General features: G+C 68.6%; 21 protein-coding genes and 2 tRNA genes. 7 read left to right on the top strand and 16 right to left on the bottom strand.

The annotated features are described in order from the left end of the window. Positions 1 to 53 precede the first annotated feature (53 nt). Positions 54 to 1,316 carry an FHA domain-containing protein gene (locus ACFXK0_RS25565; RefSeq protein ID WP_379413377.1) on the top strand — a complete coding sequence of 421 codons (1,263 nt, stop codon included), beginning with the start codon at positions 54 to 56 and terminating at the stop codon, positions 1,314 to 1,316. Between the two features lie 60 nt (positions 1,317 to 1,376). On the opposite strand, the gene mihF is transcribed toward ACFXK0_RS25565, so the two are convergent. Continuing rightward, entirely contained in the window at positions 1,377 to 1,691 is a 315-nt protein-coding gene (gene mihF / locus ACFXK0_RS25560; protein WP_019045768.1) for an integration host factor, actinobacterial type, read from the bottom strand. Between the two features lie 498 nt (positions 1,692 to 2,189). On the opposite strand from mihF, the gene ACFXK0_RS25555 reads away from it, so the two are divergent. Then, positions 2,190 to 2,999 (top strand): hypothetical protein, encoded by an 810-nt coding sequence (locus tag ACFXK0_RS25555; RefSeq protein ID WP_379413376.1) that lies wholly within the window; start codon positions 2,190 to 2,192, stop codon positions 2,997 to 2,999. A gap of 67 nt (positions 3,000 to 3,066) precedes the next feature. Here ACFXK0_RS25555 and clpX read toward each other — a convergent pair whose 3' ends face one another. The 5 genes from clpX to ACFXK0_RS25530 all read right to left on the bottom strand — a co-directional run bounded on the left by clpX (position 3,067) and on the right by ACFXK0_RS25530 (position 8,117). Further along, entirely contained in the window at positions 3,067 to 4,347 is a 1,281-nt protein-coding gene (clpX, locus tag ACFXK0_RS25550; RefSeq protein ID WP_379413375.1) for an ATP-dependent Clp protease ATP-binding subunit ClpX, read from the bottom strand. Positions 4,348 to 4,589: 242 nt separating this feature from the next. Further along, positions 4,590 to 5,255 (bottom strand): ATP-dependent Clp protease proteolytic subunit, encoded by a 666-nt coding sequence (locus ACFXK0_RS25545; protein ID WP_379413374.1) that lies wholly within the window; start codon positions 5,253 to 5,255, stop codon positions 4,590 to 4,592. 42 nt (positions 5,256 to 5,297) lie between these two features. Beyond that, a complete protein-coding gene (locus ACFXK0_RS25540) occupies positions 5,298 to 5,873 on the bottom strand; it encodes an ATP-dependent Clp protease proteolytic subunit (RefSeq protein ID WP_379413373.1) in 576 nt (191 codons plus the stop codon). A 183-nt stretch (positions 5,874 to 6,056) separates the two neighbouring features. Further along, the gene (gene tig, locus ACFXK0_RS25535; protein ID WP_379413372.1) at positions 6,057 to 7,421 is read right to left on the bottom strand and encodes a trigger factor; all 1,365 of its coding nucleotides are present in this window, start codon (positions 7,419 to 7,421) and stop codon (positions 6,057 to 6,059) included. Positions 7,422 to 7,565: 144 nt separating this feature from the next. Then, positions 7,566 to 8,117 (bottom strand): FKBP-type peptidyl-prolyl cis-trans isomerase, encoded by a 552-nt coding sequence (locus ACFXK0_RS25530; RefSeq protein ID WP_379413371.1) that lies wholly within the window; start codon positions 8,115 to 8,117, stop codon positions 7,566 to 7,568. 155 nt (positions 8,118 to 8,272) lie between these two features. On the opposite strand from ACFXK0_RS25530, the gene ACFXK0_RS25525 reads away from it, so the two are divergent. The 3 genes from ACFXK0_RS25525 (at position 8,273) to ACFXK0_RS25515 (ending at position 12,086) form a co-directional block, all read left to right on the top strand. Beyond that, positions 8,273 to 10,747 carry a phosphoketolase gene (locus ACFXK0_RS25525; RefSeq protein WP_379413370.1) on the top strand — a complete coding sequence of 825 codons (2,475 nt, stop codon included), beginning with the start codon at positions 8,273 to 8,275 and terminating at the stop codon, positions 10,745 to 10,747. A gap of 45 nt (positions 10,748 to 10,792) precedes the next feature. Beyond that, positions 10,793 to 11,593, top strand: coding sequence for a metallophosphoesterase (locus ACFXK0_RS25520; protein WP_379413369.1), 801 nt, complete (start codon positions 10,793 to 10,795; stop codon positions 11,591 to 11,593). 133 nt (positions 11,594 to 11,726) lie between these two features. Continuing rightward, positions 11,727 to 12,086 carry a hypothetical protein gene (locus tag ACFXK0_RS25515; RefSeq protein WP_379413368.1) on the top strand — a complete coding sequence of 120 codons (360 nt, stop codon included), beginning with the start codon at positions 11,727 to 11,729 and terminating at the stop codon, positions 12,084 to 12,086. Between the two features lie 22 nt (positions 12,087 to 12,108). Here the strand turns inward: ACFXK0_RS25515 and fabG are convergent, their stop codons facing one another. From fabG to ACFXK0_RS25500, 3 genes are all read right to left on the bottom strand, one after another. After that, entirely contained in the window at positions 12,109 to 12,861 is a 753-nt protein-coding gene (fabG, locus tag ACFXK0_RS25510) for a 3-oxoacyl-ACP reductase FabG (RefSeq protein ID WP_379413367.1), read from the bottom strand. 36 nt (positions 12,862 to 12,897) lie between these two features. Then, positions 12,898 to 12,974 (bottom strand) — tRNA-Pro (locus tag ACFXK0_RS25505). Positions 12,975 to 13,016: 42 nt separating this feature from the next. Continuing rightward, a tRNA-Gly gene (locus tag ACFXK0_RS25500) sits at positions 13,017 to 13,087 on the bottom strand. A 639-nt stretch (positions 13,088 to 13,726) separates the two neighbouring features. Between ACFXK0_RS25500 and ACFXK0_RS25495 the strand changes: the two genes are divergently transcribed. Beyond that, positions 13,727 to 14,683, top strand: a complete 957-nt coding sequence (locus ACFXK0_RS25495; protein WP_379413366.1) for a diguanylate cyclase domain-containing protein — start codon at positions 13,727 to 13,729, stop codon at positions 14,681 to 14,683. Positions 14,684 to 14,726: 43 nt separating this feature from the next. Here ACFXK0_RS25495 and ACFXK0_RS25490 read toward each other — a convergent pair whose 3' ends face one another. The 3 genes from ACFXK0_RS25490 to ACFXK0_RS25480 are packed head-to-tail and all read right to left on the bottom strand — an operon-like array spanning position 14,727 to position 16,558. Continuing rightward, the gene (locus ACFXK0_RS25490; protein WP_379413365.1) at positions 14,727 to 15,242 is read right to left on the bottom strand and encodes a hypothetical protein; all 516 of its coding nucleotides are present in this window, start codon (positions 15,240 to 15,242) and stop codon (positions 14,727 to 14,729) included. A 29-nt stretch (positions 15,243 to 15,271) separates the two neighbouring features. Next, positions 15,272 to 16,075 (bottom strand): Fpg/Nei family DNA glycosylase, encoded by an 804-nt coding sequence (locus tag ACFXK0_RS25485; protein WP_379413364.1) that lies wholly within the window; start codon positions 16,073 to 16,075, stop codon positions 15,272 to 15,274. 9 nt (positions 16,076 to 16,084) lie between these two features. After that, a complete protein-coding gene (locus ACFXK0_RS25480) occupies positions 16,085 to 16,558 on the bottom strand; it encodes a ribose-5-phosphate isomerase (RefSeq protein ID WP_379413363.1) in 474 nt (157 codons plus the stop codon). 247 nt (positions 16,559 to 16,805) lie between these two features. Between ACFXK0_RS25480 and ACFXK0_RS25475 the strand changes: the two genes are divergently transcribed. Then, positions 16,806 to 17,855 (top strand): M48 family metallopeptidase, encoded by a 1,050-nt coding sequence (locus tag ACFXK0_RS25475; protein ID WP_379413390.1) that lies wholly within the window; start codon positions 16,806 to 16,808, stop codon positions 17,853 to 17,855. 218 nt (positions 17,856 to 18,073) lie between these two features. Here the strand turns inward: ACFXK0_RS25475 and ACFXK0_RS25470 are convergent, their stop codons facing one another. The 4 genes from ACFXK0_RS25470 to ACFXK0_RS25455 form a co-directional block, all read right to left on the bottom strand. Further along, a complete protein-coding gene (locus tag ACFXK0_RS25470; protein ID WP_379413362.1) occupies positions 18,074 to 19,192 on the bottom strand; it encodes an NAD(P)H-dependent flavin oxidoreductase in 1,119 nt (372 codons plus the stop codon). Positions 19,193 to 19,236: 44 nt separating this feature from the next. After that, the gene (locus ACFXK0_RS25465) at positions 19,237 to 20,592 is read right to left on the bottom strand and encodes a wax ester/triacylglycerol synthase family O-acyltransferase (protein WP_379413361.1); all 1,356 of its coding nucleotides are present in this window, start codon (positions 20,590 to 20,592) and stop codon (positions 19,237 to 19,239) included. Between the two features lie 552 nt (positions 20,593 to 21,144). After that, the gene (locus tag ACFXK0_RS25460) at positions 21,145 to 22,197 is read right to left on the bottom strand and encodes a hypothetical protein (RefSeq protein ID WP_379413360.1); all 1,053 of its coding nucleotides are present in this window, start codon (positions 22,195 to 22,197) and stop codon (positions 21,145 to 21,147) included. A gap of 275 nt (positions 22,198 to 22,472) precedes the next feature. Further along, positions 22,473 to 24,170 carry a cutinase family protein gene (locus tag ACFXK0_RS25455; protein WP_379413359.1) on the bottom strand — a complete coding sequence of 566 codons (1,698 nt, stop codon included), beginning with the start codon at positions 24,168 to 24,170 and terminating at the stop codon, positions 22,473 to 22,475. Positions 24,171 to 24,268: the final 98 nt, after the last annotated feature.

Genomic DNA, 24,268 nt, shown 5'->3' with positions numbered 1-24,268 from the left:
CAGATCATACGCGGCGGACGAACGACGTTTGGCACGAACGATGTTCGCGGATTGTGCGGATTGTTCAGCCCGCCGCACCGTCCGGTCGCGCCACCTATGCTGGCTACAGCCAGTCCGACAAGGAGGCGTTGATGCACGCGCATTCGTCCACCGTGGCCATCGTGCCGGGGACCGGGATCGTCGCCCGATTCGGGGACGTCGTCGTCTATCTGGCCGGGGAGACCCCGTCCACCGATCGGCTGCTCGGCGCGGTCGAGACCGTCGCGAACAGCACCGCGGCCACCGCACCCGGTGCGGCGCTGGCCCAGCGCCTGGCCGGGGTGGTCTTCGGCGGCGCCTCGGCTCCCCCACCGTTCGGTGTCCTCGCGCCCACCGCCGACGGGACGCTGATCCTGCTGCGCGGCGCGGTGATCGCGGAGATCTCCGGCGCCGAGGGCAATCGCCGCCTGGCCGGCGACCGCGCCTTCACCTGGGTCGACGAGATCATCCGCGAACCGGTCAGGCGGATCGCGGTCGGCGCCGAGCTGGCCGACCCCACCAGCGCCAATCCGCGCACCGATCTGCGCGCCGGCATCGTCAACGGCAACGGTTTCGTACTCACCCTCGGCCGCCGCCGCAATCCCGCCCCGCGCCGCGCCGACGCCATCGACGAACCCGCGCCCACCGAGGCCACCGGCTTCCAGGCACTGCGGGCCCCGGCCGCCCGACCAGCCACCGGCGCCACCCCACTACCCCCGACCTCGGGATTCCCCGCCACGGACGCACCCTCCGGCTTCGTCGCGCGCCCACCGAGCGAGGCGGGCAGCCCCGACAGCGCCACCGTGAGCACGGGCCGGCGCCCGGCTACCGGCGAGGGCGTGACCGTCAGCACCGGCCAGCGCAACACCCCCGCGACAGCGGCACCGCTGGCCTGGTCCCAGGCACTCGACGCCGCCAAACGCGCCGAACCGGTGGCGCTGAGCAAAGGCGCCGGGACCGCGAGCAGTCCGCGCGGCGCGCTGGTCACCGAGGAGGGACTCAGTTACCCCCTGGACCGGCCCTATGTGCTCGGCCGCAACCCCTCCGGCGACGATTCGGTGCGGACCGCGGCCGCGACGCCGATTCTGATCGAACGGGACCGGCAGGTCTCGCGGGTCCATGCCTTCGTCGCCCCCGACCGTGGCAAGGTGTTCGTCCGCGAAGCCCCCGCGACCTCGGGCACCTTCTTCGCCGCCCCCGACAGCGAACGATGGTCCCGGGTGGGCACCCTCCCGATCGAGCTGCAACCGGGCTGGCGCCTGCGTATCAATGATTTCCTGCTGACCTACTGCGTGTGACCCGGTGATCGTCCCGACGCCCGTGGAACTTCGGCCACGGGCGTCGGATCGTGCTTCGGCTCAGGCCTCGAGCGCGTCGAGCAGCGCCGCGCGCTGGCGAGCGCCGAGACCGCCGATGCGGCGATCCTCGGGAATCTCGGCCTGATCCATCAGCTTGGCGGCCTTCACCGGGCCGACGCCCGGCAGTGCCTTGATCACGGCAGCGACCTTGGTCTTCTTGACCAGGTCGTCGCTGTCGGCTTTCTTGAGCAGATCGGCGACGGTGACCTTGCCCTCCTTCACCTTGCCGATCAGTTCCGAGCGCGCCTTGCGCACGGCAGCCGCTTTGGCCAACGCCTCGGTGCGCTGTTCGGCGGTCATCGTAGGCAGTGCCATGTCTCCTCCGCTTCCACTCGTCACTCGAACATCTGATTGACGGACCGAGTAAACAGCACGAGATCGGCAGCACCAGTCCGACACACCGCGAGGATACGCCGATGAGTTTTGCGTGGTCAGCCCGTCGTAATGGGTGACCGCTCAGTAGGACGGACCAAACGGACGAAAGGATCGTCGCCGGTAGGCTCGCCCACACAATGTTGTGACGGGCGTAACACCCCATCCACCTGCGACGACACATCAACAGAAGCATCAGAACGGGATCAAGGTTCAACGGCGAACCACGGAGGATCAACGAAGCTCCTCGACCCCGGGCGCGATCGGCTCACCGATCGTCACCGTCCCCCCGCGACGATGCACCGACAGCTACACAGTTGCGCGCCAGAGGTTTTCCGGCGTCCGCGGGCCGCACCAATTCGGCCCGCGGATGTGTACTCCGCCGCTCGATACGCTAAGAATGACGCGACCCGGCGAAACCCTTTGCTTACTGGAGTTGCGATGCGCGAGGAAAACCCGCTCGACGACCAGGTCGTCTCGCTGCCCGCACGGGTGGAACGGGCCAGGCGTCGCATCGCCTATCAGTCCGACCCCGCGCTGACCGACGCGCTGTCCGAGGACGAGTTGCGCGCCGAGCGCGAACTGGCCGAGAAGATCCGCACCTACGAGCGCGATCAGCGCTGGAAGCAGATCAAATCCGCCTCGACCCACGCCGACCGGCTGCGCGAGACCACCGCCGAGCTCGAGCGCGCCGAGATGTCGGACCTGATGCTGGCCCGCAAGGCGATCGCCGCCCAGCGCCGCGAATCCGACCCCCGAGCCCGCCTGGCCTCCCTCTACCAGCACCGCACCTGGTCGCTGCGCGCCCTGGCCGGCGTGGTGATCGCGGGCATGCTGTGGTCGGCGGTCAATGTGCAGCACAACCTCGCCCCCGGCGGCCCCGGCGACCCGCTCTACTGGGCCAGTTTCGGCCTGGAGGCGATGATCAGCGTCTGCCTGGTGATCATCATGGTCGGCACCACCCGAGTCTCCGAATGGGGCGTGGTGGGCAACCGCAACCAGGTCCTGATCGCCGAGCTGTTCCTGCTCACCCTCACCATCGCCCTCAACACCTACCCCCACCTCAGCGAGGGCAACCTCTACGACGCCGCCGTCCACGGTGTCGCCCCGGTGATGATCGGTGTCGCCCTGATGATCCACAACGCGGCCAGCGCGCGATACAGCACCGCCATCGCGCGCGCCTCGGCGGAGATCCCCGCCGACGACGCCGAGGATCTGCTCTCCGCGGCACCGGCGTTCCGCGACAACTAGACCCCACCACACAAATCAGGGCCCGCACCTCCGGGAGGTACGGGCCCTGATTTCGTCGGTTGTGCGGCTACGCCGACTTCTCGCGGCGTTCGGTGCGCTGGGCCTTGCGGGGGACGATGGTCGGGAGCACGTTCTCGGTGACGGTGTCGGCGTTCACGACCACCTTGGCGACGTCGTCGCGGCCGGGGATGTCGTACATCACCGGGAGCAGGACTTCCTCCATGATGGCGCGCAGGCCACGGGCGCCGGTGCCGCGCAGGATCGCCTGGTCGGCGACGGCTTCGAGGGCGTCGGTGGTGAACTCCAGGTCGACGCCGTCCATCTCGAACAGCCGGACGTACTGCTTGACCAGTGCGTTCTTCGGCTCGGAGAGGATCTTGACCAGCGATTCCTTGTCCAGGTTCGTCACCGAGGCGACGACCGGCAGGCGGCCGATGAACTCGGGGATCAGGCCGAACTTGATCAGGTCCTCGGGCATCACGTCGGCGAAGTGGTCGTCGGTGTCGACCTCGGCCTTGGAGCGGACCTCGGCGCCGAAGCCGATGCCGCGGTGACCGGTGCGGTCGGAGATGATCTTCTCCAGGCCCGCGAACGCGCCCGCCACGATGAACAGCACATTGGTGGTGTCGATCTGGATGAACTCCTGGTGCGGGTGCTTGCGACCGCCCTGCGGCGGCACACTCGCCTGGGTGCCCTCCAGGATCTTCAGCAGCGCCTGCTGCACACCCTCGCCGGAGACGTCACGGGTGATCGAGGGGTTCTCGCTCTTGCGGGCGATCTTGTCGACCTCGTCGATGTAGATGATGCCGGTCTCGGCGCGCTTGACGTCGTAGTCGGCGGCCTGGATCAGCTTCAGCAGAATGTTCTCGACATCCTCACCGACGTAGCCTGCCTCGGTGAGCGCGGTGGCGTCGGCGATGGCGAACGGCACGTTCAGCATCTTGGCGAGGGTCTGCGCGAGGTAGGTCTTACCGCAGCCGGTGGGGCCGAGCATCAGGATGTTCGACTTGGCCAGCTCGACGGTCTCGCCGCGGCTGTCGCGGCCCTTGTCGCCGGCCTGGATGCGCTTGTAGTGGTTGTAGACCGCCACCGCCAGCGTGCGCTTGGCCGTGTCCTGGCCGATGACGTAGTTCTCCAGGAAGTCGCGGATCTCCGAGGGCTTGGGCAGCTCGTCGAGCTTGACCTCGCTCGACTCGGCCAGCTCTTCCTCGATGATCTCGTTGCAGAGGTCGATGCACTCGTCGCAGATATAGACCCCGGGGCCCGCAATGAGCTTCTTGACCTGCTTCTGGCTCTTTCCGCAGAACGAGCACTTGAGCAGATCGCCGCCGTCTCCGATGCGCGCCATCTCGTAGGTCCCTACTTCCTTGTCCGAGTGCGACCGTCGTCTCCCGATTGGGCCGGAAAATGCGTTTTCGGTGCCGTCAATCAGAGCAGTGGTCCCTGAGTCGACCGTACCTGCTGTGCGCGAATGAGGTCGACAACTCGCGCATGTTTCTGTTCAGGGTTGTGCGGGTTCTCACCATTGTGAGCCGACCCGCCGGAAAAAGGTGGGCCCGCCGCCCACACACGGCGACGGGCCCGGGCGTGTCACTTCTGGCCGCTGAGCTTCCGGTAGTCGAAGACCTGGTCGACGATGCCGTATTCCTTGGCTTCTTCGGCGGTCAGGATCTTGTCGCGATCGGTGTCCTTGCGGACCTGCTCCTCGGACTTGCCGGTGTGCCGCGAGATGGTGACCTCCATCAGGCGGCGCATCCGCTCGATCTCGGCCGCGGCGATCTCGAGATCGGACACCTGGCCCTGCACCCCACCCGAGGACGGCTGGTGGATCAGGATGCGCGCGTTGGGCAGCGCGGCGCGCTTGCCGGGCGCACCGGCGGCCAGCAGTACCGCGGCGGCCGAGGCGGCCTGGCCGAGGCACACCGTGACCACGTCGGGGCGCACGTACTGCATGGTGTCGTAGATCGCCATCAGCGCGGTGAACGAACCACCGGGCGAATTGATGTACATGGTGATGTCGCGGTCGGGGTCCTGGGACTCCAGCACCAGCAGCTGCGCCATGATGTCGTTCGCCGAGACGTCGTCGACCTGGTTGCCCAGGAAGATGATCCGCTCCTCGAACAGCTTGTTGTACGGGTCCGAGGTCTTGACGCCGAAGGACGTCTGCTCGGTGAACTGCGGCAGGATGTAGCGCGCCTGCGGGAGGCCCGCGGCGGAGCGGCCGTGTCCGGCGCGCGGGTCGAAGAGGTTGGCCATCGTTATCTCCAAGCTTGTCTCGAGTGAGGGGGGACGGCGGCGTTACTTCGCCTGGTTCGCGTGGCTGACCACGTGATCGATGAAGCCGTACTCCAGGGCTTCCTTCGCGGTGAACCAGCGGTCGCGGTCCGCGTCCTCGGTGACCTGCTCGACGGACTTGCCGGTGTGCTGCGCCTGCAGCTGGTTGAGCTCACGCTTGGTGTGCGCGAACTGCTCGGCCATGATGGCGATGTCGGCCGCCGAACCACCGATGCCCGCCGACGGCTGATGCATCATGATCCGGGTGTGCGGCAGCGCGAAACGCTTGCCCGGGGTCCCCGCGGTGAGCAGGAACTGTCCCATCGACGCGGCCAGACCCATGGCGACGGTCTTGATGTCGCACTCGGCGAACTGCATCGTGTCGTAGATCGCCATGCCCGCGGTGACCGAACCACCCGGGGAGTTGATGTAGAGCGAGATGTCCTTGGTCGGATCCTCGGCGTCGAGCAGCAGGATCTGCGCGCACAGCTTGTTGGCGATGTCGTCGTCGACCTGGGTGCCGAGGAAGATGATGCGCTCGCGCAGCAGCCGCTCGTACACCGAATCACTGAGGTTGAGACCAGCAGTAGCGGCTGTCATGACCCCTGCCTGGTTGATTGTCACGGATACCTGCCTTCTCTTCTCACCGATTGCTAACGGCCATACGGTTCGTCGTCACAAACACTAACGAAGCAGGGCGGCACCGAACTCCCGGTACCGCCCTTCTTCGCTCAGAGCGCAATCTCGCTACGCTCGAACGCAATCAAATCACGCCACCCGGACCTACTCGGCAGCTGCCTCGACAACCTCGGCCTCGGCGGAATCCTCGGCGTCACCGAACATCTCGGTGGTGTCGACGGTGTTGCCCTCGGAGTCGGTGACCTTGACCTGGCCGACGACACCGGCCAGCGCCTTACCGCGACGCACGTCGGCGAACACCGCACCGAGCTGACCGGCCTGCTGCACCTGCTGGATGAACTGCTCCGGCGACATGCCGTAACGCTGGGCCTGGAACAGGATTCGCTCGGTCAGCTCCTGCTGGCCGACCTGGGTGTTCTCGGCCTCGGCGATGGCGTCGAGCAGCAGCTGGGTCTTCACCGACTTCTCGGCGGCTTCCTGGGTGTCCTTGTCGAACTCCTCGCGGGAGGAGCCCTGCGCCTCGAGCGCCTCGGCCAGCTTGGCCTCGTCGTGGTCGAAGCCGTGCACGGCGTCGTGCAGCACCGCGTCGACCTCGGCCTTGACCACGGCCTCGGGCAGCGGGACCTCGACGGTCTCGAGCAGGGTGTCGAGCACCTTGTCGCGGATCTGACCGGCCTGCTCGACCTTCTTGACGCGCTCGACGCGGCCCTTCAGGTCTTCCTGCAGCTCGTCGATGGTGTCGAATTCGCTGGCCAGCTGGGCGAACTCGTCGTCGGCCTCGGGCAGCTCGCGCTCCTTGACCGACTGCACGGTCACGGTGATCACGGCTTCCTTGCCCGCGTGGTCGCCGGCGACCAGGGTGGAGGTGAACTCCTTGGACTCGCCGGCCTGCAGACCGGTGACGGCCTCGTCCAGGCCCTCGATCAGCTGACCCGAACCGACCTCGTGCGACAGCCCGGTGGTGGCCGCCTCCGGGACGTCCTCGCCGTCGACGGTGGCCGAGAGGTCGATCGACACGAAGTCGCCGTCCTGCACGGCGCGCTCGACACCGGTGAGGGTGCCGAAACGCTGACGCAGCGAGGTGAGCTGCTGCTCGATGTCGGCGTCTTCGATGGTGTAGGCGTCGACGGTCACCTCGATGCCCGAGTAATCGGGCAGGGTGATCTCGGGGCGCACGTCGACCTCGGCGGTGAACGCCAGTTCCTGGCCGTCCTCGATCTTGGTGATCTCGATCTCGGGCTGGCCGATGACCTTCACCTCGGAGGTCTGCACGGCCTCGGCGTAGCGGCCCGGCAGCGCGTCGTTGACGACCTGCTCCAGCACGGCGCCACGGCCGACGCGGGTCTCGATCAGCTTGGCCGGGGCCTTGCCGGGACGGAAGCCGGGGATCTTGACCTGCTGGGCCAGCGCCTTGTACGCCTTGTCGAAGTCGGGCTTCAGCTCCTCGAAGGGCACCTCGACGTTGATCCGGACCCGGGTCGGGCTCAGCTGCTCGACGGTGCTCTTCACGGACATGCTCCTTGGTTCGTAGTTCAGTGGTGTCCCCGCATGGGACGTCGCGCCCTGATCGGGGTGCAGCGCAACAACGCGCATCCCGACCAGGGTAGTTGACCGCCTGCGCGGTCGCGCAATCGGCGGTTGTTCGGCCCGCGGCTAGCGGCCGACCTGCACCGCGTCGGTGACGAAGACCAGCGTCTCGTTCGGCGGGACACCGTTGCCACCGGCGCCGTAGCCGAGGTCCGGCGGCACGATCAGCAGCCGGCGCGCGCCCTGCTGCACACCGAGCAGACCCTGGTCCCAGCCCTCGATGACCTGGCCCGCGCCCAGCGTCAGCTGGAACGGCTTGCCGCGCTTGAACGAGCTGTCCAGGGTCTGCTTGTCCGACCAGGTGACCAGCGCGTAGTTCATGGTCAGCGGCTGACCGGCGACCGCGCCCGCGCCGTTGCCGGGCACCAGGTCCTTGGTGATCAGGGTCTTGGGCGGATCGCAGTCGTCCGGGATGGTGATCTCGGGAACGTCGCCGAACCCACCGGTGACCTTCACGTCGTCAGCAGTGCACTCACGGCCCTTGCTGCCGGTGTCACCCGCGGCGCTGCTGGTGGTGGTGGCCGCGGCCGTCGAATCCGAGTCCGAGCCGCAGGCCGCTGTCGTGATCGCGGCGGCCGCGACGAGTCCGATGCCGATGATCCTGCCGAGAGAATGCATGGCCCGCACAGTAATAGACCGCGGGTCCGGCGGCGGGAACGGGCACGGCGGTAGGCTCGGATCTGCGTTTCTCCACCGGGTACCGGCTCGGTTCCCGGCCAGGTCCCCGGCAGCGCGGACGGCGCTGCGGCACAGCCGAGCGCGAGGAGCCAGCGATGACCCCGACCAGCGAACGCGACGCCGACACCGCGGCCGACAATGTGGGCGGCGGACAGGGCGAGACCATCGCCCCGCGGCCCGCTCACCTCGGCGACGCGCCGGGCCCACTGGACCGCGACGAGCTGATCGCCGTCGACGCGTGGTGGCGGGCGGCGAACTACCTGGCGGTCGGGCAGATCTACCTGATGCGTAATCCGCTGCTGCGCACACCGCTGGCCGCCACCGACATCAAGCCACGGCTGCTCGGCCATTTCGGCACGGTGCCCGGCCTGAATCTGGTGTGGGCGCACGCGAATCGGGCGATCCGGCAGCGCGGTCTGAACGCCGTCTACGTGGCCGGTCCGGGCCACGGCGGCCCCGGCCCCAACGCCTGCGCCTGGCTCGAGGACGCCTACACCGCGCTCTACCCCGACATCGACCGCGACATCGCCGGGATGGGCAGGCTGTTCCACCAGTTCTCCTTCCCCGGCGGCGTGCCGAGTCACTGCGCGCCGGAGACGCCGGGCTCCTTCCACGAGGGCGGCGAACTGGGCTACAGCCTGCTGCACGCCTACGGCGCCGCCCTCGACAATCCGGATCTCACGGTGTTCTGCGTGATCGGCGACGGCGAGGCCGAGACCGGTCCGCTGGCCGGTAGCTGGCACGCGAACAAATTCCTCAACGCGGGCCGAGACGGCGCGGTCGTGCCGATCCTGGCGCTCAACGAGTACAAGATCGCCAACCCGACCATCCTGGCCCGCATCCCCCGCGACGAGCTGACCGAACTGCTGCGCGGCTACGGCTACGACCCGCTGATCGTCTCCGGCGAAGATCCGGCCCCCGTGCACCAGGCCATGGCGCGCGCGCTCGACACCTGCCTGGACCGCATCGCCGCCTACCAGCGCGCCGCGCGCGAACACGGCGGCACCACCCGGCCGCGCTGGCCGATGATCGTGCTGCACACCCCGAAGGGCTGGACCTGCCCGCCGGTGGTCGATGGCGAACGCGTCGAGGGCACCTTCCGCGCCCACCAGGTCCCGCTGCCGGCCGCCCGCACCGATCCCCGGCACCGCGAAGTTCTCGAGCAGTGGCTGCGCTCCTACCGGCCCGACGAGCTGTTCGACGAGCACGGACGCCCGCGCCAGATCCTGCTCGACCAGGTCCCCGAGGCACCGATGAGCCTCAACCCGGTCGCCAACGGCGGACTGCTCGTGCGCGCGCTGGACCTGCCCGACTGGCGCGAGTACGGCGTCACCGTCGACGCACCCGGCGCGGGCAGCCACGAGGCGACCCGGGTGCTCGGTGGCTGGCTGCGCGATGTCACCGCGCGTAACCCGCAGAACTTTCTGACGATGGCCCCCGACGAGCTGGCCTCCAACCGGTTGCAGGACATTCTCGAGGTGACCGGCCGCGACTGGCAGGCCGAGGTCGGGCCGTGGGATGTGGCGCTGAGCCCGACCGGGCGGGCGCTCGAGGTGCTCTCCGAACATATGTGCCAGGGTCTGCTCGAGGGCTATCTGCTGACCGGCCGCCACGGCGTGTTCACCTGCTACGAGGCGTTCGTGCACATCGTCGACGCCATGTTCAACCAGCACGCCAAGTGGCTCGACGCCAGCCTGGCTGTTCCGTGGCGGCGCAAGATCCCGAGCCTGAACTACCTGCTCACCTCGCATGTGTGGCGCCAGGACCACAACGGTTTCACCCATCAGGACCCCGGCTTCCTCGATGTGGTCGCCAACAAGAGCCCCGAGATCGTGCGGGTGTATCTGCCGCCGGACGCCAACACGTTGCTGTCCACCTACGACCACTGCCTGCGCTCACTGCATTACGCCAATGTCGTCGTCGCGGGCAAACAGCCGGGGCCCGACTGGCTTTCGGTGGAACAGGCCGCGCTGCACTGCGCGCGCGGCGCGGGCATCTGGCCGTGGGCGTGCCACCACGACGAGCCCGGCACCACCCCCGACGTGGTGCTGGCCTGCGCGGGCGACATCCCCACCCTGGAAACGCTCGCAGCCGCGGCGATCCTGCGCGATCGTCTGCCCGAACTGCGGGTCCGGGTGGTCAACGTGGTGGACCTGATGCGCCTGCTGCCCGCGGACGAACATCCGCACGGCCTGCCCGATGCGACCTTCGACACGCTGTTCACCCGGGACCGGCCGGTGATCTTCGCCTTCCACGGCTATCCGTGGCTGGTGCACCGGCTCACCTACCGGCGCACCAACCACGCCGGGCTGCATGTGCGCGGATACAAGGAGAAGGGCACCACCACCACACCGTTCGACATGGTGATGCTCAACGACCTGGACCGGTTCCACCTGGTCATCGATGTGATCGACCGGGTACCCGGGTTGGGCGAGCGCGCCGCCGGACTGCGCGCGCAGATGGTCGACGCGCGGCTCATCGCACGCGCCTGGACCAGGGAGCACGGCGAGGACATCCCGGTGGTGGCGAACTGGGTCTGGCCGGATCCGGCGTTCCCGGTCGCGGACTGAACTCGCTTGCGCCGGGTTCACCGGCCGGGCCACGATGGACCGACGATGACCCAGCCCCGCCGCACCGAGCCCCTCCCCCGCGATCGCCGTGATCTGACCGGGCCGTTCGACGTGATCGGCGATGTGCACGGCTGCCGCAGCGAACTGGAGTCGCTGCTCGATGCCCTCGGCTACCGGCTCGAGCGCGACGCCGCGGGCCGCGCGGTCGACGCGATCCATCCCGACGGCCGCACCGCGGTGTTCGTCGGTGACCTGGTCGACCGCGGCCCCGACACCCCCGGTGTGCTGCGCCTCGTCATGGGCATGTCCGCCGCGCGACGGGCACTGTGTGTGATGGGCAACCACGAGTTCAAACTGATCCGCGCGCTCGACGGCCGCGCGGTCCGCGTCGCGCACGGCCTGGAACGCTCACTGGCCCAGCTGGCCGAGGAAACCCCCGAATTCCGTTCCGCCGCACACGCTTTCCTGCGCGGCCTGCCCGGCCACTACCTGCTCGACGGCGGCCGCCTGGTGATCGCGCACGCCGGCCTGCCGGAAAGCCTGCACGGCAGCACCTCCAGCCGCGCCCGCGCCTTCGCCCTCTACGGCGCCCCGACCGGCGAGGTCGACGCGCACGGCCTGCCGGTGCGCTACGACTGGGCCAAGGACTATCACGGCGCCGCCACCGTCGCCTACGGCCACACCCCGGTCCCCACCCTGCGCTGGGTCGGCAACACGCTGTGCCTGGACACCGGCGCCGTCTTCGGCGGTGCGCTGTCAGCCCTGCGCTATCCGGAACGAACCACCCTGTCGGTCCCTGCCGAGCAGGTGTGGAGCGAACGCGCGGGCATCTCCCCGGCCCGCTAGACCGCGCCGTCCGCGTCCCGCATGATCGTCATCGAATCGTCGGCGCGACATCCCGCGCGGACCTGCCACGACCCGGTGGGCGGCGGCCTACCATCAGCTCCGGACGACCCGACTCGCTGTTGAGGAGAGGTTCATGCGCCGTACCCTGCTCGCCCTCACCGCTCTCGCCCCGCTGGCTGTCGCCGGTGTCGCGGCTGCCGATCCGGCACCACCACAGGACGGCACACTCACCGTGCGCGCCGTGACCGGCCGGGAACCGATTCCGGTGAATCGCGCGCAGATCACCGTGACCGCGTGTGACACCGACCAGGTCGTCGCCACCCTGGTCAGCGGCAAGGACGGCAGCGCCACGGTGACGCTGCCGGTGGGCTGCTACGAGGCGCGGGTGACGACCGTGCCCGGCGGCTGCGGCCTCAACGACCGGGAACCGGCCCGCCTCCAGGTGGCCGCGGGCACCGAGGTCCGCACCGACTTCCGTTTCGGCTGCGCCTGAGCCGATCCGACGAATCCGGACGTCAGTCCTTCGGGCCACCTGCCACGTAGATGACCTGACCGGAGACGAAACCGGCGGCCTCACCGGCGAAGAACGAGGCGGTGTTGGCGATGTCGTCGGGGTTGCCGACCCGGTTGACCGGGATCTGCGCGGCGGCCGCAGCCTTGAAGGCCTCGAAGTCGACGCCCACGCGGGCGGCGGTGGCCGCGGTCATCTCGGTCTCGATGAAGCCGGGCGCGATGGCGTTGGCCGTGACGCCGAACTTGCCGAGTTCGAAGGCGAGGGTCTTGGTGAAGCCCTGCATGCCCGCCTTGGCGGCGGAGTAGTTGGCCTGGCCGCGATTGCCCAGCGCCGAGGTGCTCGACAGGTTGACGATGCGGCCGAAACCGGCCTCGACCATGTACTTCTGCACCGCGCGGGTCATCAGGAAGGCGCCGCGCAGGTGCACGTTCATGACGGTGTCCCAGTCCTCGACCGTCATCTTGAACAGCAGATTGTCGCGCAGCACGCCCGCGTTGTTGACCAGCACGACCGGCGCGCCGAGTTCGGCGGCGATGCGCTCGACCGCGGCGGCGACGGCGGCTTCGTCGGCGACATCGGCGCCGACCGCGAGGGCGGATCCGCCCGCGGCCTCGATGGCGGCGACGGTGTCGGCGCAGGCGGCGGCGTCGAGATCGAGGACGGCGACGGCGTACCCGTCGGCGGCGAGCCGGACCGCGACGGCCGCGCCGATACCCCGCGCGGCACCCGTGACAACAGCGACCCTGGCAGTCATGCGCTCTCCTCTGACCCTGAACTGGGCGAATGGTGATGGTCGGGGTGACAGGATTTGAACCTGCGACCCTCCGCTCCCAAAGCGGATGCGCTACCAAGCTGCGCTACACCCCGAGGCCTCGCCGGCGGAACCGCCGTCGAGGGAATTCGTGTTTGAGCGGGTGACGGGAATCGAACCCGCACCATCAGCTTGGAAGGCTGAGGTTCTACCATTGAACTACACCCGCAGGCATACGACATCGATGGGATCGCCACGATGTCGTGTGCGCCACGACTGTACCGAACCTCGCGCGGTAAATGCCAATCAGCCCCCGGCCCGCGTCGTCGCGCGCGCCGGCTCCGGGTACCCACCGATGCCACGGACATGCCCGATTAGGGCCTAATGACCCTAGCTATGAATCCCCTACGCGGACACGATGGTTGGTGCGCGCTTTCAGGGAGCCGGCGCCAGTTCCACCGGGGGAATAAATAGGAGTTTTTTCCTTGAAAACCTGGCAGGTGGGCGGCGAGTAGGTCACCATGAGGTGAGCGTGACCCCGGCCAGGAGGGACCAATGGCGACACAACGCCCACCACCCGTAACAGGGCAACACGCTGCAGGTTTCGACGGTCTGAAAAAACTTTCGGGAAGTGTGTAACACCAGAGCCGCTGCAGCGATGTCATACCCGATCGCCATTCGCGAGAGGCTGTAACGCGTGCTAGAACGCGACTTTTCGGTCTCGGGTGGCTTGCTAGGATCCTTTTTGCCGGACGGGGGTATCTGGAAAGGGGGCGGTGAGCGTGTGCCGAACTCGGTGGACTCAACCGCGTAGCAGTGCGAACGATCGAGGTGGCATGTCCGACGCCACCGACCACCGGTGATAACGATGACTGTCCACATCGAGCCACCGGTCGCCGCGATGGCCCGCGCCTGGGCCCGCGCGGTGTGTGCCGAGCCCGGATCGTCCACGGCTCCGCACCAGCTGGAGCCGGTGCTCGTCGAGATCGTCGAGCGCCTGCTGCATCTGGCCCGGACCGAACCGTTCCCGGTGCCCCAGGCGCGCAAGCTGGGTGCCCGGCTGGCCGAGGCGCCCTTCGAACGAACCAGAATGCTGGCACACGCCACCCGCTGGCTGCTCGGTTTTCCCTCCGGCGTGCCCGGCTCGCTGGTGGCCACCCGCTGGCCGCTGGTCGCCAGCCAGGCCATCGACAGCTACGCGCAGGCGCTGCAGGAACGGGCGCTCGCCCAGCAGGAACAGAACATCTCGGCGAAAGTGTCGCTGCGCGTACAGGAGATCGCCGCGCTACAGCACCGCTTGCGCCACGAAGCAACCCACGACGCACTCACCGATCTGGCCAACCGCACGCTGCTACAGGAACGGGTCCGCGCCTTCGCCGCCGATCCGACCCGCGGTGTCGGCGTACTGGTGGTCGACCTGGACCGGTTCAAGCAGATCAACGACGGCTACGGGCACGCGATCGGTGACGAGGTCCTCGTCGAGCTGGCCAACCGCCTACGCGAGGTCTGCCCGCCCGACACGGTGATCTGCCGGTACGGCGGCGACGAATTCGTGGTCGCGGCCAATCCCCGCCGCGACACCCTCGGCGAGCTCGCGCACCTCGTGGTCGCGGCGCTGCGCGACCCGGTGTGGTCGAGCGCGGGTCCGGTGCCGGTGTCGGCGAGCGTGGGCACGGCGTTCTGCGCGCCGGGTAAGACGTGCGATTTCACCGACCTGCTGCGTCGCGCCGACCGCGCGATGTATTCGGCGAAATCCGCGGGCGGGCGGCGTTTCGCCCTCGCCGAATCGGGCGACCCCGAACTGGGAACGGCGGTCGCGGGCTGAGTCGGATCGCGAAGCCTGCACTTCGCGGTCCGGCTCAACCCTGTCAGTGTTCGATGTAGCCCGCGTCGCCGACCGGCGGCTTCGCCGCGATGTCGCAGCGGCGCACCACAACGATCACCGGCGCGCATTGCTGAACGCCACCGAGCCGGAAAACAGTGCGGTGCCGCCAGGTTGCGCGCCCCATGTCGCGTGCGGTCGGCTTGCCGCCGTCGGTGCCACGAATCCACGTCAGACCGGTCAGGAACTGACCGACGGTCGCGCCGACGACGGCCGGGAGCACGATGGCGTCGGCCACCACCATGACCAGCACGACGAGCGTGGATACGAGCATCACCGGGGTCTGATCACCCATCCCGAGGATCCACTCGTGGCCGAAAAGCAGCATCATGCCCACGAACGCGGCGATGAGCACGCCGTACGGGAGCACGATGTCGGCGACGTTGGCCACCGCATTGCGCAGTTTTCGCGTCGACGGATAGCGCGGATCACCGTCGGCGCCATGGTATTCCGCGCTGGCTCGTCGCGAATCCGATTCTCTTGTTCCCCCGAATTGTGTCACCGACCCATGGTCGCACACCCACAGGCAGGTCAGCGGGGCTGACAGGTGGGGCACCAGAAGAGGTTTCGTCCCTCCATGACCGCATGCGCGATAGGTGTGCCGCACACCCGGCACGGCTCGCCCTGGCGCCGGTAGACGTAAGTGCGGGGCCGGTCCTGAGCGTAGGACGGTGCGCCGGTGTCGTGTTCGGGGCGGACGACGTGCATGCGGCCGGTGGCGACGCCGATGGGCATGAGCTCGACCAGGTCTGCCCACAGGGTGTCCCATTCCTCGGAGGTGATCGAGGTGCCGGGGCGGTACGGCGAGATCCCGTGCCGGAACAGCACTTCCGCGCGGTACACGTTGCCGACGCCCGCGATCAGCGACTGGTCCATCAGCAGAGCTCCGATCGCCCTGCGGGAGCGCCGGATTCGCGCGCCCGCGCGCTCGTGGTCGGCGCCGGGACGCAGCGGGTCGGCGCCGAGGCGGGTGATCAGCGCGTCGACCTCGGCCGGGTTCATGACCTCACACGCGGTCGGCCCACGCAGGTCGGTCCCGAATTCCGTAGCGGCACCGACCATTCGCATCCGCACCTGTCCGACAGGCGCGCCCATCGGCAGCCCGGACTCGCTGAACGTGCCGTACAGCCCGAGGTGCACGTGCACGGTCAGGCCGGCCTCGTAGTGATGCAGCAGGTGCTTGCCGACCGCTTCTGCCCGCTCGAGCACCCGCCCGTCGACCAATGCCGCTCCGTCGGCGAAGCGCCCCTGCGGACTCGAAACCCGAACCACCCCACCGGAGAACCGTTCCTGATGCAGGCCGGCGATCCGGTGGAGGGTGTGTCCTTCAGGCAATTCCCTTGCTCAGTACGCGGGGACCGCAGGCGCCTCGCCGGACTTCTCGTAGTCGGCGAGGATGTCGATGCGGCGCTGGTGGCGGGGCTCCTCCGACCAGGCCTGGGCCAGGAAGGCATCGACGATGGCGAGGGCTTCCTCGGTGGTGTGCATACGGCCGCCGACGCCGATCAGCTGGGCGTTGTTGTGCTCGCGGGCCAGCTTGGCGGTCTCCACGCTCCAGGCCAGCGCGCAGCGGGCGCCGGGGACCTTGTTGGCGGCGATCTGCTCGCCGTTGCCGCTGCCGCCGAAGACCAGGCCGAGGCTGCCCGGGTCGGCGACGGTGCGGCGCGCGGCCTCGATGCAGAAGGCGGGGTAGTCGTCGAGAGCGTCGTATTCGAGAGCGCCGCAATCGACGACCTCGTGTCCGGCCTCCTGCAGATGGGCCTTGACGTGATTCTTCAGTTCGAAACCGGCATGGTCGGCACCCAGGTAAACGCGCATGGCTGCGATTGTGTCAGGCCCGCTTAGAGTCGTTTTCATGCACCCGCACGAACCGCATTCCCCGCATTCGGCAGGTCCGCCACCGGAGCATCCGGACCGGCCGACGGACGCGGAACCCGCACTGCGCAAGGACACCGGAGCGGCACCGCAACCCCCGCCCGCCGACCCCGCGCACTCACCGTGGACCCAGCCGGGCGCGCCGACCAGCGGTTTTCCAACGGCGCAACCCACCGGGACCTACCCGCCGATGCCCCAGTTCCCCGGCGGGCAGGGCGGCTATCCGCCCGTCGGCCAGGGGCAGTACGCGCCCGGTCCTTACCCGCCCGGCGGTCCGCCGGTGCCGCCGCAGTTCCAGCCGCGCGGGCTGTCGCCGTACGGGATGCCCGCCCGGCATCCGTGGGAGATCCCGCTGCTGGTGGTGGTGATCATGGTGACCTCGCTGGCGTTCCTGCTCGCGCTGCTGATCGTAGCCGTCGAACTGTTCGCCGATCCGGTGCTCGACGAGCACGGGCAGCCGGTGGCCGAGGATTCGCTGATCACCAGCCCGTATGTCCTGTTGCTGTTGTTCGCGCCGGTGCTGCTGTGGGCCGGTCGTGGCCTGAACTACGCGACCCAGCGGATCAACGGCGTGAAGATGTCGCCCACCCAGTTCCCCGAGGGATATCGCCTGGTGCAGGAGGCGGCCGTGCGGTTCGGCATGCACAAGGCGCCCGACGCGTACGTGATCCTGGGCAACGGCCAGATCAACGCCTTCGCCTCCGGGCACGGATTCCGCCGGTTCGTGGTGGTCTACAGCGACCTGTTCGAGATCGGCGGCGAGGCCCGCGATCCCGACGCGCTCGCGTTCATCGTCGGCCACGAGGTCGGCCACATCGCCGCAGGCCACGTGTCCTATTGGCGCCAGCTCGGCATGTTCGTCGCACCGTGGCTGCCGCTGCTGGGTTCCTCGCTGATCCGCGCCCAGGAGTACACCGCCGACAATCACGGCTTCTGCAACCGCCCCCAGGGCGCCCCCGGCGCCATGGCCACCCTGGCCGCGGGCAAGTACCTCAACGCCGAGGTCGGTTTCGACGAAATGGCCGACCGCGCCGCCCTGGAAAAGGGCGGCTTCGTCTGGCTGGTCAACGCCATGGCCAGCCACCCCGTCCTGACCTGGCGCATGTGGGCCCTCCGCGACCGCAGCAAACCCGGCCCGATGTTCTGGCGCCCGAGCCCACCCCACCCCGGCACAATCCCACCCCCAGGCGGCTACCCCCTCAGCACCACCACCCGAGCCCTCCCCCCGAAGCCGGTGTGAGCACGACGCCAGCCACACCGCACCACCCGAGACCGCACCCTCCCGCACTCCCAACCCCGCACATCCCGACCTCGAGGAGGGATCCGCCGCGCAGCGGCGGGTTCGCGCCCGTCCCGTCGATCAGGTGCCGGTGCGTAGGCGACGAAGGAGCAAGCACCGGTGCCTGATCGACGGGACCCAAGGGGGCGCGAACTCGAGCGCGCCAGCGCTCCAATATCTCAGCCGTTGAGTTTGGTCAGCCGGTCGTAGGCGGTGACGTATTCCTCCACCAGGCGGTTGATCACGTCGGCGCTGCGTTCGACCTTGTTCATCATGCCGACCACCTGCCCGACCGGGTTGAAGTTCACGTCCTTGGCGGCCTCCGGGTAGCGGTGGCCACGCTTGACGCCGTCGAGGGCGACCATCATCTGCAGCGGCATGGGCAGCGGGTCGGGGTTCTCGGCCGACTCCCACGCGTCGGTCCAGTCGTTGCGCAGCATGCGGCAGGGCTTGCCGGTCCAGGAGCGTGAGCGGATGGTGTCGTGGCTGGTGGCGTCGATGTAGGTCTCCATCTGCGCCGGCGGCACATTGGCCTCTTCGACGGTCAGCCACAGCGAGCCGGTCCAGGCACCCTGGGCGCCCATCGCCAGCGCGGCCGCGACCTGCGCGCCGTTGCCGATGCCACCGGCGGCCAGCACCGGCGTGTCGCCGATGGCTTCGATGACCTGCGGCCACAGCACCAGCGAGGACACCTCGCCGCAGTGCCCGCCGCCTTCGGTGCCCTGGCAGACGACGAAGTCGAGCCCGGCGGCCTTGTGGTTCATGGCGTGCTTGACCGAACCGCAGAGCGCGCCGATCACCCGGCCGGAATCCTGGATCCGCTTGACCACGTCCTCGGGCGGGGTGCCCAGCGCGTTGGCGACCAGCTTGGCCTTGGGGTGGTTGAGGATCACATCGACCTGCGGGCCCGCGGTGGTCGCGGTCCAGCCGAGCAGCTCGTTGTGGTGCTCGCCGTCGGGCAGCTGCGGCACATTGTGGTCGGCCAGGATCTGCTGGGCGAAATCGCGATGGCCCTGCGGAACCATCTGCGCCAGCTGCTTTTCCAGCTGTTCGGGGCTCAGGCCCTCGGCGCCCTTGCCCTCGTACTTGGACGGGATCACCAGGTCGACGCCGTAGATGCCGTTGACGTGCTCGTCCAGCCAGGCCAGCTCCACCTCGAGCTGTTCGGCGGTGAAACCGACGGCGCCGAGCACACCGAGCCCGCCCGCGTTGCTCACCGCGGCCACCACGTCGCGGCAGTGGGTGAAGGCGAAGAGGGGGAACTCGATGCCGAGCTGTTCGCAGAATTCGGTACGCATACCGAACTGTAACACGTTCTAGTTTATTCGAGAATGGTCAATTTTCAGTCGGCGGCGTCCTCCAGCGCCGCCAGTGCGTCCTCCAGATGATCGAGGAGTCGATGCAGGTCGGGCAGGGTGCGGCGGCAGCCGACCAGCCCGAAATCGAGGCTGTCGCCATGGGAGGTGAGAGTGATGTTCACGGCTTGTCCGTCGAGCGGAATCGATAACGGATAACCGGCGTCGAGCCGGGCCCCGTTCCAATACAGCGGCTCGCTCGGACCGGGCACATTCGAAATGATGATGTTGAACGGCGGCAACCCCAGCGAGGCGAAACCCGGCAGCAGCAACGCCGCCAGCGGACTGAGCATCAGGCCGGCCACCGCGAGGGTCTGCGTCGCGGTCAGCGAGCGGTAGACCTCCTTGCTGGTGCGCGTCGACTCGCTCACCACCCGCAACCGCTCCAGCGGATCGGCGATATCGGTGCCCAGATTGCACAGCAGCGCCGCGATCTTCACGCCCTGGGTGTCGGTGTCGTCGGCCTCGCGCAGCGACATCGGCACCAGCGCGACCATCGGTTTGTCCGGTAACGCGTCCCGCTCGAGCAGATACGCCCGCAGCGCACCCGCCGACATCGCCAGCACCACATCGTTGACGGTGGTCCCCGTCGCCTTCTTCACCTGCTTGATCCGGTCCATCGACCAGGTCCGCACCGCGCACTTGCGCGCCCCGCCGATCGGCACATTGAACAGCGTGCGCGGCGCCTCGAACGGCAACGTCAGCTGCTGCTGCACCAGCCCGGCGCGCGCCGCCTTCATCAGCGCCGTCGTCGAGGTGCCCGCCGAACTCAGGTTCTCCAGCAGTCCACCCAGCCGCGAACGGCCGGACCCGGTCTCGGGCCGCGGCTTACGCGGCAGATTCCACGGCGTGCTGACCTCGGTCGAGCACGGATCGGTGGTCAGCGTGCGGCGCAGCAGCCGCTGCGCGGAGACGCCGTCGATCAGCGCGTGATGCATCTTCGAATACAGCGCGAACCGGCCGTCGGCCAGGCCCTCCACGAAGTGCAACTCCCACAGCGGGCGATGCCGGTCCAGCAGCGCGCTGTGCAGAGTGGAGGCGTGATCGAGCAACTGCGCCATACTGCCCGGCGCGGGCAGCGCGCTGCGCCGCACGTGGTAGTCCAGATCGACTTCGCCGTCCTGGGTCCAGGCCAGCTGCGGTGCGCCCAACCAAGTGGCAGGCCGCTTACGGAAAGTCGGCCGGAAGTTCTTGTCGGCCAGCAAGGTTTCGCGGAACTCGCGCAGATAATTCGGCCCGGCGCCCTCCGGCGGCTCGAACAGCTGTAGTGATCCCACATGCATCGGATGCTCGCGCGACTCCGCGAGCAGGAACAACGCATCCAACGGTGCGATGAACTCCATGACAGATCGCCCCCTGACGAGAGTGGTTCGGTGCAAGTCTGTAGACGATCGACCACGCTGTCGGGCCGGCGCCGCGATATATCACGCGCCACATCCCAAGCTACCCGCCCCCGCCCATCCGCGTCAGGTGAACGCCCATGCCACCGGGCCAAGCCTTTGCGGGTCAGACCCTGCGCCGGTTCGGTCTGCGTGGGTCAGACCTGTGTGGTTCGGCCTGCGTGGGTTCGGCCCGTGTGGGTTCGACCTGCGTGCCCGCGCGGCGTTGTCTCCGATCGGGTTTTGCTCAGGACCATCTCGGCCATGGCGATTGGCTGGTTTCCGGCGGTTGGCTGGTCATACCGGAGGATATCTGGACCAGGCAGGCCGTCTCGGAGTCAGACCTGTGTGGATTCGGCCTGTGCAGGTCAGACCTGTGCGGGTTCGACCTGCGTGCCCGCGCGTTGTCTCCGATCGGGTTTGCCCAGAAGCATCTCGGCCATGGCGATTGGCCGGTTGCCGGCGGCGGCTGGCCGTCATACCGGAGGACAACGGACCAGCCAGGCCGTCGCGGAGTCAGACCTGTGCGGGTTCGGCCTGTCGCTGCTCGGTCGGCTCGGCGGCCGCGGTGGGTGGTTGGCTGGGATCGGTGACTACCCGAAGAACGGCCGTATGGTGTTCGCCGGCTGCGGGTTCCGGTGTCGGGTCTGCGAACGCGGGCGCGGTCGACCCGGGGGTAGCCGAACCGGATGTAGCCGGAGTGGGAGCAGCCGACCCAGGTGCGGCCGGAGTCGTTGCGGTCGACCCATGTGCGGCCGACTCAGGCGTGGCCGACCCGAGCGCGTCCGGAATCGTTGCGGCCGAACCAGATGCAGCCGGTCCAGGTGTGGCCGACCCGGGCGCGGCAGGAGTAGTTGCGGCCGCACCGGGCGGGGGCGGAGTGGGCGCGGGCGAAGCGATTTCGGTGACCGGCTCGGGTGCGGGCGGCTGCGCCGCCAGAACCGGGGGCGTCGCAGTGGTTTTCGTGGCGATCTCGACACCCAGCTCCAAGCGGGTGATCTCCACCAGTGCCCGTTCCTGCTCGGCGGCATGGCGCATCGCCTTCTGCCACAGCGAGGCCATTTCCTCGAGCTCCTCGACGGTGGCCTCCACATCGATGTGCAGCTTGAGCCGCTGCATGGTGATGTGCTGGGCGGCGGTGAGGGTGCGCAGCAGGTCTTCGCACTTGTTCGGGATCCGGCGATGCGCCACCACCCGCAATCGGGTCAGCATGCCGCTCGGGCGATCCCAGATCACCTTGTGGATCTGCGCGCCGACCCCGTCGATCTCCTCGACGGTGACCAGATCCCACTCACCGCAGTTGGCCAGATCGGCCCGCACCGAAGCCGAAGTCTCCAGGATCGAGGCGACCGCGGCCAGCACCGCTTCGCGCCGCCACGCCTCGTGATCACGCTGATCACCCACCATGTTCGACAGCTCGACATGACGTTGCGCGGCATCCAATGCCTGCCTGCCCCGCTCGTCGGCCGCCGCGATGCCCTGGCGGTGCGTGCGGTTGTTGGCGAAGACGCCGACCAGAACAGCGCCGGCGACAGGGAGCGAGCCGAGGAGTGGAAGCCACTGAGTCACCAAGCGATCATTGCATCGCGGCTCGTCCGGCGTCACCATGATCGGCGCGTTGCCTGAAGATCACTCCGGGGTGTCGCGCCCGGGAAGTCCCGTCGAACCGGCATTTTCGTGCAATTCGCAGCGCTGCAATCAGTTTTCTGACTGCGGCGACGCAGATTGCACGAAAATGCCGGATCTCCGGGGCACAAAGGATCTCTCCGGGGTCACGAAAGGCGAAAATCCCCGGTAGTTCGGCCGACTCGGCCGAACTACCGGGGATTTCGTTCTCGCGGTGCCTAGTTCGCCGGGGTCGGCGTGGTGGTGGTCGGTTCGACCGTCGTGGTCGGGGCCACGGTGGTGGTCGGGGCCGGGGTCGACGTGGTGGTCGTCGGTGCGGGGGCCGCGGCCTGGTTGGTCGCGGGCTCCTCAACCGGGGCCTCGGTGGTGGTGGTCGGGTCGGCCGGGGTGGGTGTGGTGGTGGTCGGCGAGGTCGTCGACGTGGTGGTGCTGGTGCCGGTCGTCGACGTGGTGGTGCTCGGCGAGGTGGTCTTGGTCGTGGTCGACGTCGACTTCTTCGTGGTCGAGGTCGCCGTCGCGGTGGTGGTCGTGGCCGGCTTGGTCGGCGCGGCCAGCGCGGCGGCCACACTCTCGTCGTCCGGTGCGGCCTTGGTGTCCACCGGCTCGCCGGCCTGGGCCTGCTTGGCCAGATGGGTCAGCCAGGCGGCGGCGTACTCGGCCGAGGTCATCGGCTTGCCGTTGTTCGCGTCGGAGTCACGCCAGTAGTCGAAGTGATGACCGGTGCCGTTCGGGCCGAGGGTGAGCTGGTACGGATCGCTCATCGCCACCGGGATCGTGTTCTGGTTGGTCACGATCAGCCCGACGATCTCGTTGAACACCTTCTGCGGCAGGTATGCCAGCGGCGAGACCTGCTCGGCCGCGATCGTGTCCGCCTTCGCGGGCGCCTTGGTCTCACCGGGCTTGTAGTCCGGGTCCGAGACCTTCAGCAGCACGTCGAGGAAGGTTTCGTCGCTGGCCATCCAGTTCGGGTTCGCGGCGATATCGGAGAAGGCCGCCATCGCGATCCGGCCCAGCGTGAACGCCATGTCCTGGCCGGTGGCCGGGGTCAGGCCGTCGCGCTGCAGGTCGTCGATATTGATCTGGCGGCCGACATTCGCGGCCAGCTGCAGCAGCGAGATGTTCTCCGGCGCCGCGCAGGTCAGGTCGCCCTCGGAGCAGAACGAGGCGATCTTGCCGTTGAGCGCGCCGAAATCGCCGCCGGTGGTGGCGCCCTTGCCCGAGACCGGGGTGCGGCCGTCCTGATATTTCTGGTCGAAACCGTCGGGGTTGGCGAAGGGGTCCTCGGCGCCGATGAACGGTCCGTCGCCCGCCGCGCGGCCGGCGTCGGCGAACATCACCACACCGAGCACGTCGTCGGGATCGACCACCGAGTAGCCGTCCTCCGGCGCGTCGTTGCCGATGCCCTCCGCGACGCGGCGCACCACATCGGCGCCCTCGCTGTAGCCGACGATGGAGAACTTGGTGTCCGGGCAGGCCGCCGAGATCTCCCGCATCACCTGCTGGGTATTGGCGACGCCCTGGTTGACCGCGTCCTCGTAGGTGGACATGTCCGCCGGGTAGGCGATGTAGACCGCCGCGTACTCACCCGCGGCGAGATCGTCGGCGGGCGCGTTGACCACCGGGTCCACCCAGACACTGCTGTGATCGCCCGACAGCGCGGCGGGCAGCGGGTTGCCGTTGGCGTCGAGCAGCATGGCGGTGGTGCCCTCGACCGGGGTGTCGTTGCGGCCGGCGACGGAGATCGTCACCATCTCGCGGCACTCGGTCACCGAGGTGGTGAGCTGGTAGGTGGGGGACTCGGGCTGTTGCGATGTCACCGCGAACGACGCCGCGACGATCGCCGCGACACCCAGGGCCGCCGGCGCGGCGACAGCCGATGCGATGCGATGTTTCGCAAGGAACTCACGCAGATTCATGTCATGATCCCGTTCGAATGACCTACAGGTGGGCAGGCCCCCCGACGGGCCGCATGTCACGACCTTTGTCGCGCCCCACCTGCGGATCGTTACTACCG

Origin of the sequence: Nocardia sp. NPDC059177, assembly GCF_042755165.1 — a bacterium.
Lineage (GTDB): Bacteria > Actinomycetota > Actinomycetes > Mycobacteriales > Mycobacteriaceae > Nocardia.
This window is presented reverse-complemented; position numbering and strand designations above follow the sequence as displayed.